This is a genomic window from Gammaproteobacteria bacterium (assembly GCA_015709695.1).
Classification (GTDB): Bacteria; Pseudomonadota; Gammaproteobacteria; order Steroidobacterales.
On record CP054183.1, the window covers coordinates 3012052 to 3023690 of the forward strand.

At 71.2% G+C, this 11639-nt stretch carries 10 protein-coding genes; 9 read left to right on the forward strand and 1 reads right to left on the reverse strand.

What is annotated here, in order from left to right; all coding sequences use genetic code 11:
• Nucleotides 1-2 precede the first annotated feature (2 nt).
• The 9 genes from otsB (at nucleotide 3) to gmd (ending at nucleotide 10667) form a co-directional block, all read left to right on the forward strand.
• Nucleotides 3-791 carry a trehalose-phosphatase gene (gene otsB, locus HRU81_13935; protein ID QOJ33137.1) on the forward strand — a complete coding sequence of 263 codons (789 nt, stop codon included), beginning with the start codon at nucleotides 3-5 and terminating at the stop codon, nucleotides 789-791.
• Nucleotides 788-1858, forward strand: coding sequence for a mechanosensitive ion channel family protein (locus tag HRU81_13940; GenBank protein QOJ33138.1), 1071 nt, complete (start codon nucleotides 788-790; stop codon nucleotides 1856-1858). The genes otsB and HRU81_13940 overlap by 4 nt, the downstream gene beginning before the upstream one ends.
• The gene (locus tag HRU81_13945; GenBank protein ID QOJ33139.1) at nucleotides 1855-3360 is read left to right on the forward strand and encodes a trehalose-6-phosphate synthase; all 1506 of its coding nucleotides are present in this window, start codon (nucleotides 1855-1857) and stop codon (nucleotides 3358-3360) included. Before HRU81_13940 ends, HRU81_13945 begins: the two co-directional genes overlap by 4 nt.
• Before the next feature lie 11 nt (nucleotides 3361-3371).
• Nucleotides 3372-6230, forward strand: a complete 2859-nt coding sequence (glnE, locus tag HRU81_13950; protein ID QOJ33140.1) for a bifunctional [glutamate--ammonia ligase]-adenylyl-L-tyrosine phosphorylase/[glutamate--ammonia-ligase] adenylyltransferase — start codon at nucleotides 3372-3374, stop codon at nucleotides 6228-6230.
• 68 nt (nucleotides 6231-6298) lie between these two features.
• Nucleotides 6299-6505 carry a zinc-finger domain-containing protein gene (locus HRU81_13955; GenBank protein ID QOJ33141.1) on the forward strand — a complete coding sequence of 69 codons (207 nt, stop codon included), beginning with the start codon at nucleotides 6299-6301 and terminating at the stop codon, nucleotides 6503-6505.
• 11 nt (nucleotides 6506-6516) lie between these two features.
• Nucleotides 6517-7581: a glycosyltransferase family 4 protein gene (locus tag HRU81_13960; protein QOJ33142.1), complete on the forward strand. Its 1065-nt coding sequence runs from the start codon at nucleotides 6517-6519 to the stop codon at nucleotides 7579-7581.
• Nucleotides 7578-8531, forward strand: coding sequence for an ADP-glyceromanno-heptose 6-epimerase (gene rfaD, locus HRU81_13965; protein ID QOJ33143.1), 954 nt, complete (start codon nucleotides 7578-7580; stop codon nucleotides 8529-8531). The genes HRU81_13960 and rfaD overlap by 4 nt, the downstream gene beginning before the upstream one ends.
• Before the next feature lie 13 nt (nucleotides 8532-8544).
• Nucleotides 8545-9624, forward strand: coding sequence for a lipopolysaccharide heptosyltransferase II (waaF, locus tag HRU81_13970; protein ID QOJ33144.1), 1080 nt, complete (start codon nucleotides 8545-8547; stop codon nucleotides 9622-9624).
• Nucleotides 9621-10667, forward strand: coding sequence for a GDP-mannose 4,6-dehydratase (gene gmd / locus HRU81_13975; protein ID QOJ33145.1), 1047 nt, complete (start codon nucleotides 9621-9623; stop codon nucleotides 10665-10667). Before waaF ends, gmd begins: the two co-directional genes overlap by 4 nt.
• Before the next feature lie 24 nt (nucleotides 10668-10691).
• On the opposite strand, the gene HRU81_13980 is transcribed toward gmd, so the two are convergent.
• Nucleotides 10692-11600 (reverse strand): Kdo hydroxylase family protein, encoded by a 909-nt coding sequence (locus HRU81_13980; GenBank protein QOJ33146.1) that lies wholly within the window; start codon nucleotides 11598-11600, stop codon nucleotides 10692-10694.
• Nucleotides 11601-11639: the final 39 nt, after the last annotated feature.

The window sequence follows — 11639 nt, forward strand, 5'->3', positions numbered from 1 at the left end:
ACGTGGAAAAGCTCCAGCCCAGCCTGCGACTCGGCCTGTTCATGGCCAGGCTGGGCCAGTGCCGACAGGGCATGCTCCTGCTCGATTACGACGGCACCCTGGCACCGTTCACCCCGGATCCGCAGGCGGTGCGGCCCTATCCGGGCGTGAGCGAAGCGCTCGACTCCTTGATGGCGGCCGAGGGCACGCGCGTGGTGATCGTGACCGGCCGTGCGCTGCGCGGTGCGCCGCCCTGGCTGGGTACGCGGCGCCAGCCGGAAGCCTGGGGCTCCCACGGGCGTGAGCGGCTGCTTGCCGATGGCCGGTACTTCGTCTCCGGCATCGACGAGTTTGCCGCGCGGGCCCTGGCGCTGGCCGATGAGTGGGCGGCCGACGTGGAGGCGGCGGGCGGGCGCTGCGAGGTCAAGCCTGGCTGCATCGCTTTCCACTGGCGCGGCGCCGGGCCGAGCCAGGTGGTGCGCATCCGTGGCCTCCTGGCACACCGCTTCCACGAGGAAGCGCTGGAGGATGTGCTGGAGTGGTGCAACTTCGACGGCGGCATCGAGTTGCGCGCCCCCGGGACCAGCAAGGCAGCGGTGGTGGAGGCGCTGCTGGCGGAGGCGCCCGAGGGGCTGCCGGTGGCCTATCTTGGCGATGACATCACCGACGAGGATGCGTTCATCGCCCTGCGCCGGCGTGGCCTCGCGATCCTGGTGCGTCCGCACTTCCGCCCGACTTCCGCCGACATCTGGCTCAGGCCGCCCGGCGAACTGCTGACCTTCCTGCACGCCTGGCGGCGGGCCAGCGCATGAACGGCGGGCTGCCAGCCGACATCCTGGGCAACCCGCCGGGCCGCTGGGTCGTGGCCGTGCTGGTTGCAGTGCTGGCGGTGCTGGCGCTGGCGCTGCTGCTGCGCCTGGTGCGCACCCGGGTCGAGGGCTGGGCAAGGGCAACCGATGCGGCGCTGGACGATGGGCTGGCGGCGGCGCTGCGCGCCACCCGCTGGTGGTTCGTCCTCGCCAGCGGTGTGCTGGTGGGGGCGCTGACGCTGACCCTGCCCGCCGGTGTCGCCCGGGTCGCGGGCCGCCTGCTGGTGGTGGCGGTTCTCCTGCAGGCCGGGCTGTGGCTCCATGCCGGGATCGGTGGCTGGCTGCAGGGCTACATGAAACGCCACCGCGATCCGGCACGCGCGGGGGAGGCGACCACCACCACGGTGCTGGCCTTCGTCGCGCGGCTGCTGCTCTGGTCGGTGGTGGTGCTGATGCTCTTCGCCAATGCCGGCGTGGACGTGACGGCGCTGGTGGCAAGCCTCGGCATCGGCGGGGTGGCCGTGGCACTGGCGGCGCAGAACATCCTCGGCGACATGTTTGCCTCGCTGGCGATCGCGCTGGACCAGCCTGTCGCCATCGGCGACTTCATCGTCATGGGCGACACCATGGGCACGGTGGAGCGGGTGGGCCTGAAGACCACCCGCCTGCGCAGCCTCTCGGGCGAGCTCGTGGTGCTGGCCAACACCGACCTGATGGGCAGCCGCATCCGCAACTACAAGCGCATGTTCGAGCGCCGCGTGGTGTTCGGTTTCGGCGTCGCCTACGAGACCGGGCCGCAGCAACTGGCGGCGATCCCGGCGATGTTGCGTGCGGTCATCAGTCGCGAGGAGCCGGTGCGTTTCGAACGTGCGCACCTGTCGGCCCTCGGCGCCTCGGCCATCGAGTTCGAGGCCGTGTACTTCGTCCTGGACCCGGATTTCAACCGGTACATGGACATCCAGCAGCGGGTGATCCTCGGCACCATGGCGGCGCTGCGCGAGGCGGGCGTCGGCTTTGCCTATCCGACCCGCACCGTCCACCTGGTGAGCCCACCCCGGGGCAGCGCATGATCGTCGTCTCCAACCGCCTGCCCTGGACGGCGCACCGCGACGGCACGGGGGGGCTGCGCCTCGTGCCGGGATCCGGCGGGCTGGTCTCGGCGATGGCGCCGGTGCTGGCGGCCCGCGGCGGCACCTGGATCGGCGGGGCGGACTTCGCCGCAACGGACGTGCGGCTGGCCGCCGGCCTGTGCGCGGCCGGGCGGCACGCCGGCTACGAGCTGCGGCCCCTGTTTCTCGACGAGCAGGAGCGGCGCGGCTTCTACCACGGCTTCTCCAACGAAGTGCTGTGGCCGCTGTTCCACGACCTGCCTTCCCTCTGCCGTTTCGATCCCGCGTACTGGCAGGCCTATTGCACGGTGAACCGCCGCTATGCCGAGGCCGCGGCGCGCGCCGCCAGCCCGGGGGAGCTGGTCTGGGTCCACGATTACCAGCTGATGCAGGTGGGTGTCGGGTTGCGGGCCCTGGGCAGCAGCGGGCCGCTGGCGTTCTTCCTGCACATCCCGTTTCCGCCGCCGGACATCTTCATGAAGCTGCCCTGGCGTCGCGAGCTTCTCGGTGCGCTGCTGGCCTACGACCTGCTGGGCTTCCAGGCGCCGCGTGACCGGCGCAACTTCGCCGATTGTGTCCGTGACCTCCTGCCGCAGGTGAGGATCAGCGGCCGTGGTGAAGCCTATGTGCGGCTGCGCACCGATGGACGCGAGTTGCGGGCAGGGCGTTTCCCGATCGGCATCGACTACAACGACTTCTACCGTCGCGCGGCCTCGCCCGCGGTGGTGCAGCAGGCGGCTGCCATGCGCCGGCAGCTGCACGACCGCCAGCTCATCCTCGGGGTCGACCGGCTGGACTACACCAAGGGCATCCCCGAGCGCCTGGAGGCCTTCGGCCTCGCCCTGGAGCGCCACGCGGAGCTGCGGGAGAAGGTCACGCTGGTCCAGGTGGTGGTGCCGAGTCGCGAGGACATCCCGCGCTACCGCGAGCTGAAGGCCCGCATCGAAAACCTGGTGGGCGCCATCAACGGACGTTTCACCCGACCGGGTGGCTGGGTGCCGATCCACTACGTGTTCCGCAGCCTGTCGGCGGACGAGTTGCTGTCCTACTATCGTGCCGCCCAGATCGCGCTGATCACGCCGCTGAAGGACGGCATGAACCTGGTCGCCAAGGAATACTGTGCGGCGAGTCCCGACGAGGACTGTGTGCTGGTGCTCTCGGAGTTCGCCGGGGCCGCCGCCGGGATGGCCGGCGCGGCGTTGCTGGTGAACCCCTACGACATCGTTGCCGTGGCCGACGCCGTCGCCGCCGCCTGCGCCATGCCGCCAGTCGAGCGGCGCGCGCGCATGCGCCGCCTGCGCCGCGGCGTGCGCCGCCACGACGTCTTCTGGTGGGTGGAGGCCTTCGTGCGCGCGGCGACGGCGCCAGCTGGAAGGCACGGCGATGCCCCCGGCGTGCCGGGTGCCCTGCCGCCACCGCGCCGCCGGGCCTCCGGCCCATCGTCCCTGCCGGCAGGCTGCTAGCATGCGCGCCCATGAGTGCCAACCTGCCTCCCGTCCCCGAGTCGCTGCTGGCCGAGGCCCGGCAATCGCTGGCTGCCTTGCCCGGGGGAATGCCGGCTGACACGGGCCTTGCGGACCGGCTGACCCGCGTGTTCGCGGCCAGCCCCTTCGCCGCCGGCATCGTCCAGCGCCATCCGGAGCTGCTCGCGGAACTGCTCGAGGGTGACCGCGTCGGCCGCCCGAGCGGGCCCGGGGAATTGCCGGCCGCCGTGGCGGCCACGGCCACGCCGGCGCTGGCGGAGCCGGAGTTCATGGCACGGCTGCGGCGGCTGCGGCACCGCGAGCTGCTGCGGATCCTGTGGCGCGAGGTCGAGGCCCGGTCGACGGTGCCGGAGACGCTGCGCGACCTCTCCGACCTCGCCGATGCCTGCATCGGCGCCGCTCTGGCCTGGGCGCGCGAATCACTGCGGCCGCGCCATGGCAGCCCGCGCCTCGCCGATGGCGAAACCTGCGGCCTCGGCATCCTCGGCATGGGCAAGCTCGGCGGCCATGAGCTCAACTTCTCCTCCGATGTCGACCTGATCTTCGTCTTCTCCGATGTCGGGGAAACCGACGGCGCGAAACCGCTCGGCAACGAGGAGTACTTCCGGCTGCTGGGCCAGCGGCTCGTCAGCCTGCTCGGCCAGACCACCGCCGATGGCTTCGTCTATCGCGTGGACGTGCGGCTGCGTCCGTTCGGCAACAGCGGCCCGCTGGCCGTCTCGCTGCCGGCGCTGGAAACCTACCTGATGCAGAACGGGCGGGACTGGGAGCGCTACGCCTACGTCAAGGCGCGGGTGGTCAACGACTGGGGCGATGCCGGCTACTTCTACGATGACGTGGTGCGGCCCTTCGTCTATCGCCGCTACCTCGACTACGGCGTGTTTGCCTCGCTGCGCGAAATGAAGGCGATGATCGAGGCGGAGGTGCAGCGCAAGGAGTTCCAGGCCGACATCAAGCTCGGCCCGGGCGGGATCCGCGAAATCGAGTTCATCGTGCAGTCATTCCAGCTGGTGCGCGGCGGCAGCGTGGCCGGGCTGCGTGGCCGGGAAATCCTCCGGCTGCTGCCGGCACTGGCCCGCCATGGCTGCCTGCAGCCGGCCGCTGTCGAGGACCTCACCGCCGCCTACCTGTTCCTCCGCCGGCTGGAGAACGCGATCCAGGCGCTGCGCGACCAGCAGACCCACCGGGTCCCCGCTGATGAGACGGATCGCGCGCGCCTGGCGCTGGCGCTGGGAGCCGCTGGCTGGGATGAGGTCGAGGCGCAGCTGGCCAGGCACCGGGACACCGTCAGCCGCCATTTCCGCGATGTGGTATTCCGTGGCGAGGCGGCCGGCGCCGCGCCCCGCGGCGGCCAGCTGCGCCAGGTGTGGCGCGAGGAGGCCTCGCCGGAGGCCGCCGCCGGCCTGCTCGGCGAAGCGGGCTTTGCCGATCCGCCGGCGGTGCTCGAGCGGCTGCGGCGGCTGCGTGCCGCATCGAGCCTGCAGCGGCTGGACGCGCCGGGCCGCGAGCGTCTCGATGCGCTGATGCCGGCCGTGCTCGAGGCGGCGGGCCGCGAGCGCAATTCCCTGCTGGCCGTGGACGGAGTAGCCGGCATCATCGAGGCCATCGGCCGTCGCTCCGCCTACTTCGCCCTGCTCAATGAGAACCCCGCGGCGCGTGACCGGCTGGTCGGCATGTGCGGCCTGAGCGACTTCCTCGCGCGCCAGGTGGCGGACCATCCCATCCTGCTCGACGAACTGCTCGACCCGCGGCTGTTCGCGCAACCACCGACGCGCGACGAACTGGCCGGGGAGCTGGCGCGGCGTCTGGAGGCAGCCGGCAGCGACGATCCGGAGCGCTGGCTGGAGGCGCTGCGCAACTTCCAGCGCGCCGCCGTGTTCCGCGTGGCGGTGGCCGACCTCTCCGGCGTCCTGCCGCTGATGAAGGTGAGCGATCGGCTGACGGAGACCGCGGAGCTGGTGCTGCAGGCATCCTGCGACCAGGCGTGGCGGGAGCTCACCATCCGCCACGGTCATCCGCGCTGCGTGGTCGATGGCGTGGGCCAGGCCGCGTCCTTCGGCATCATCGCCTACGGCAAGCTCGGCGGGCTGGAGCTCGGCTACGCCTCGGACCTCGACCTGGTGTTCCTGCACGATTCGGCCGGCGACGCCCAGCAGACCGATGGCGAGCGCCCGCTGGAGAACGGCGTGTTCTTCGTGCGCCTGGCCAAGCGCATCATCAATTTCGCCACCATGCTGACCCCTGCCGGCCACCTCTACGAGGTGGACACGCGGCTGCAGCCGGAAGGCCGCAAGGGCCTGCTGGTATCGAGCCTGGCGGCCTTCGAGGCCTACCAGCGCGAGAGCGCCTGGACCTGGGAGCACCAGGCGCTGCTGCGCAGCCGCGGCATTGCCGGGGACGCGGGCGTGCTCGCCGCCTTCGAGGCCATACGCCGCCGGATCCTCACGGCCCCGGTGCAGCGGGACAAGCTGCGGGCGGACGTCCTGGACATGCGCGAGCGCATGCGGGCGGAACTGGCCCAGGGCACCGACGACAGCTTCCACATCAAGCATGACCGCGGTGGCATCACCGACATCGAGTTCATCGTCCAGTACCTGGTGCTGCGCGAGGCCTGCCAGCACCCGGAGCTGGTGCGCTGGTCCGACAACATCCGCCAGCTCGAGGGCCTGGCCGCCAGCGGCGTGATCAGCGCCAGTGTCGCCAGCGACCTGACCGATGCCTACCGCGGCTACCGCGAGCGCCTGCACCACCTCGCGCTGGCCGGGCAGCCGGGCTTCATGCCGCGCGAGGAGGCAGCCGCCGTCGCCGGGAGCATCCGTGCCATCTGGGACGAGGTCCTCGGGCCCTGACCCTGCCGCAGGCCGGCTCGGCGCAACGCTTATAATCCTGCCTGGCCATCGATCCACCGGAGAGCACCGTGCGCAAGTCACAGGCACGCAGCGAGAAGCTGATCCAGCCCAATGCCGAGAACCTCTACCAGGTCACCCGCGCCGACCTGCCGCTGTCCTGTCCCATGCCGGGCATGTACCTGTGGAACTCGCACCCGCGCGTCTACCTGGCCATCGAGGCCAGCGGCAGCGCCAAGTGCCCCTACTGCAGTGCCGACTACCGGCTGGTGCGCTGACGCGCTCCATCGTGGCCGAACCGCTCATCGCCCACATCAACCTGGCGCGGGGCTTCCGCGGCGGCGAGCGGCAGACCGAGTTGCTGGTGCATGGCCTGGCCGCGGCCGGCTGGCGGCAGCGGCTGGTGGTGCGCCGCGGTGAGCCCCTGGCACTGCGGCTGGCCGGCATTCCCGGTGCGGAGCTGCGGCAGGTGCCGGGCAATGTGCTGGCGGCGGCACTGGCGCTGCGCGGGGCCGACCTGGTCCACGTCCACGAGGCGCGCGCGCTGCAGGCGGCATGGCTCGGCAGCCTGGCGGGCGGGGCTCCCTACCTGGTGACGCGGCGCGTGCAGCAGGGCCCCTCGCACCATGCACTCAACCGCGCCATGTACCGCCGCGCCGCGCGCGTTGCCGTGCTGTCCCGGGCCATCGCCGCATCGCTGGCGGCGCTGGAGCCCGCGCTCGCCTGCGAGGTGATCCCGAGCGCCAGCGCGGGGCTCAGTGCCACGCCAGGCCGGGTGGCCGAGCTGCGCCGGCGCTTCGGCGGTGATTTCATCGTCGGCCATGTCGGCGCGCTGGTGGACTCCCACAAGGGCCAGCGGCAGATCGTGGAGATGGCCCGCGAGACCGCGCGCAGCGCTCCCGGCATTTCCTACGTGCTGGTCGGCTCCGGGCGCGACGAGGCGGCGCTGCGCGCCGAGGCCACCGGGCTGCCCAACCTGCACTTCGCCGGGGAGGTCCGCGATGTCGGCAACCATCTGGCCGCCATGGACGTCTTTCTCTATCCTTCGCGGCACGAGGGCCTCGGCTCCATCCTGCTCGACGCCATGGCCTTCGGCCTGCCGGTGGTCGCCACGCGCGTCGGCGGCATACCGGAAGTGGTGGTCCATGGCAGCGGTGGCCTGCTTTGCGAGGTGGACGACGTGGCCGGACTCACTGCCGCGGTACTGACCCTGCATGCCGATCCCGCGTTGCGCGAGCGCATGGCGGCGGCCAACCGCGAGCGTGCCCGCGGCTTCTCTCCCGAGACCATGACCAACCGTTACATCGACCTCTACCGGAGCCTGCTCCCCGGGGCAGCGGCAAGCCACGCATGATCATCGTCACCGGCGGCGCCGGCTTCATCGGCTCGAACATCGTGCGGCGGCTGAACGAGGCCGGCATCACCGAGATCCTCGTGGTGGATGACCTCAGCGACGGGCACAAGGCCATGAACCTGTCCGCTGCGCGCATCGCCGATTACATGGACCACGAGGAGTTCCTCGCCCGCATGCAGGCGCGCCGGGAATTCGGCGCCAGGGTCCTCGGCGTGCTGCACCAGGGAGCCTGCACCGTCACCACCGAGTGGGATGGCCGCCTGATGATGCGGCGCAACCACGAGTTCTCGCGCGAGCTGCTGCACTGGTGCCTGGCCGGGAAGGTGCCGCTGGTCTACGCCTCGTCCGCCTCGGTCTACGGCGCCGGCCGCGAGTTCCGCGTCGCGCCCGAGTGCGAGCGGCCCATCAACGTCTACGCCTGGTCCAAGCTGGTGTTCGACCAGCATGCGCGGCGGTGCATCGCCGCCGCCCGCTCGCAGGTGGTGGGCCTGCGCTATTTCAATGTCTACGGGCCGGGAGAGGCCCACAAGGCCGGCATGGCCAGCGTCGTCTGGCACTTCCACAACCAGCTGCAGCAGGGCGCGGAAGTGCGCCTGTTCGAGGGCAGCCATGGCTACGGCCCGGGCGAGCAGTTGCGCGACTTCATCCATGTCGATGATATCGCCCGCGCCAACCTCTGGTTCCTCGAGCACGGCGGCACCCGCGGCATCTTCAACCTCGGCACCGGCCGGGCACGCAGCTTCAACGACGTGGCCCGGGCGGTGATTGCCTGGCACGGCCGCGGCAGCATCCGCTACGTGCCGTTTCCCCCGGGCCTCATGGCCGGATACCAGAGCTTCACCGAGGCGGACCTGTCGACCCTGCGCCTGGCCGGTTACCAGCACGAGTTCATCGGCCTGGAGGACGGCGTGCGCGCCTACCTCGATACGCTGGCCGCCGCGGCGCCGTGAACGGCCGGGGCTGATGGCGGGCGGCGAGCGCATCCTGGTCGTCGGCCCCGCCTGGGTCGGGGACATGGTCATGGCGCAGTCGCTGTTCCGCCTGCTGCGCGTGCTCGACCCCGACGCCGTCATCGACGTGGTGGGGCCGCCCTGGTCGGTGCCGCTCGCCGCGCGCATGCCCGAGATCCGCCGGGGCATCGCGCTCGGCGTGGCGCATGGCGAGCTGGCGCTGGCGCGCCGTCGCCGGCTTGGCGTGACGCTGCGTGACGAGGGCCATGAGCGCGCCATCGTGCTGCCGCGCTCGCTGAAGGCGGCGCTGCTGCCCTGGTTCGCGCGCATCCCGGTGCGCACCGGGTTCGCCGCCGAGGGGCGCAGCTGGCTGCTCACCGACCCGCGCCGGCTCGACCGGCAGCTGCTCGACCAGACGGTCAAGCGTTTTCTTGCGCTCGGCCTGCCTCTCGGGGCACCGCTCCCCGAACCGCTCCCGCCGTCGCTGCGCATCGATGCGGCGAACCGCGACGCCCTCCTGCGGCGCTTCGGGCTGGGGCAGGCGCCGGCGGTGGCGCTGATGCCGGGTGCGGCCTTCGGGCCCGCGAAGCAGTGGCCGGTCGGCCACTTCGCCGAACTGGCACGGCTGCTCGTGGCGCAGGGCCACGAGGTCTGGGTGCTGGGCTCCGCCGGCGAACGCCCGCTGGGCGAGCAGATCCGCGCTGCGGCGGGGACCGGGGTGCACGACCTCTGCGGGCAGACGCGGCTCGAGGACAGCGTCGACCTGCTGGCGACGGCGCACACGGCGGTGACCAACGACTCGGGCCTGATGCATGTGGCCGCAGCCGCCGGCACCCGCGTGGTGGCGATCTTCGGCTCGACCTCGCCGCGCTTCACGCCGCCGCTGACCAGGCGCTGCCACATCCACTACCTGGAGCTCGACTGCAGCCCCTGCTTCCAGCGCGAGTGCCCGCTCGGACACCTGCGCTGCCTGCGGGAGATCACCCCGCAGGCCGTGGCGGCGTCCGTGCTGGCGCCCGCTATACTGCCGGCGGAACCGAATCAGCCACCGGCCGTGGCAGTCCCCGCCCGGCCCCAGCGGATCGAGACATGAAGAAGGCACTGATCACCGGCATCACCGGCCAGGATGGCTCCTACCTCGCCGAACTCCTGCTGGAAAAGGGCTACGAGGTGCACGGCATCGTCCGGCGCGCCTCCACCTTCAACTGGAGCCGCATCGAGCACCTGATGAAGGACCCCCACGAGCGCGAGCTGCCGCTGATCCTGCACTACGGCGACCTCGGGGATTCCAGTTCGCTGCTGCGCATCCTGCTCAAGGTGCGGCCCGACGAGGTCTACAACCTCGCGGCACAGAGCCACGTGGCCGTCAGCTTCGACCTGCCGGAGTACACCGGCGACATCACCGGGATCGGCGCCGCTCGCCTGCTGGAGGCGCTGCGCGCCAGTGGCCTGCCGGCGCGCTTCTACCAGGCGAGCAGCAGCGAACTCTACGGCAAGGTGGTGGAGACGCCGCAATCGGAGACCACACCGTTCCATCCGCGCAGTCCCTATGCCTGCGCCAAGGCCTACAGCTTCTACCTGACGCGCAACTACCGCGAGGCCTACGGCATGTACGCGGTCAACGGCATCCTCTTCAACCACGAGTCACCGCGGCGGGGCGAGAATTTCGTCACCCGCAAGATCAGCTTCGGCCTGGCGCGCATCCTTGCCGGCCTGCAGGACTGCCTCTACCTCGGCAATTTCGAGGCACGGCGCGACTGGGGCTATGCCAGGGAGTACGTCGAGGGGATGTGGCGGATGCTGCAGCAGCCGCAGGCGGACGACTACGTCCTCGCCACCGGCCGCACCGCCTCGGTGCGCGAGTTCCTCGAGCTCTGCCTGGAGCGCGTCGGCATCCGCTTCGAGCGCGAGGGCGAGGGGGCCGCCGAGCGCTACGTCGACCGGCGCAGCGGCAAGACCGTGGTCGCCGTCGATCCCCACTACTACCGGCCGGCCGAAGTGGACCTGCTGCTCGGCGACGCCAGCAAGGCGCGCCGCGTGCTCGGCTGGGAGGCGCGGACCACGCTGGCGGAACTCGCCACGCTGATGATCGAGGCGGACTGCAAGCTCCACGGCGTCCGGCCCGGGGCGGCCTGATAGCTGCCGGGAAAGCCCGGTTCTTCAGGCGGCGGCGCGCAGCACGTTGATGGGCGCGTATTCCGGGTGGCGCATGTTCGCGAGCGGCGTCAGCGCCGTCCAGATGAAACAGTACTGCCCGGAGAGGCATCCGTGGCTGACGCCATCGGCGAACACCAGCCATGCCGAACCCGGTGCGAAGCGCATCTCCACGTGGGTCTCGACCTCGGCCTGGAACCCGGGATTGTCCTTGAGGTAGTCGTGGAAGCGCTTCATGGCGCGGTCGTAGGGGCTGCTGTCGAGCACCTTGGCCATCGGCACCGCGGCAGCCAGGCTGCGCACCAGGACTGAAAACAGGCGGTCGAAGAGGTTCTTCTCGAGCCGCCCGACATGGCCCCCTGGCCCGGTGAAGCCGGCGCGCTCGGCGTGGCGGGCGAAGACACTGGCGAAATCGCCCTTGCTGGCCCAGACCCGGTCCCGCGTCGGGTTGGCGTTGACGAGGAAGCGCAGGATGCGGTTGCCGTTGGTGGCGCCATAGGCCCCGGCATCGATGTGGATGAGCTCGCTGGCCTTGTGCGCATCGATGGCCCGCCCTGCCTCCTCCATGGGACGGAAGCTGCAGGTGCCGATGTCCGCGCCCTGCATCAGCCCGGGCATGACCTGCCGCGTCCAGGCCGCGATGTCCTTGCGCAGCCGCGTGAGGACCCGGTGCGTGGTGGCGTAGACCGGCGCCGTGGTGGCCAGTCCGCTGACGCGGTCGCCCTCGGGATGGTAGCTGACGTTCTTGCGCTTCATGTGGGCCGGCAACTCGTTGCGCAGGACATCGAGGTCCGCCGCAGCGGGGAGCGGTACCGGGCACCGTGGCAGGTAGACGATGCCACCGCGTTCGAGGATATCGCTCAGGTCACGCGGGCCGGCCGCGGCGAGTCGGGGTTCATCGAAGGTTTCCATCATGGCGGTCACTCCCGCATTGTCCTCAACCGAGGGGTTGGG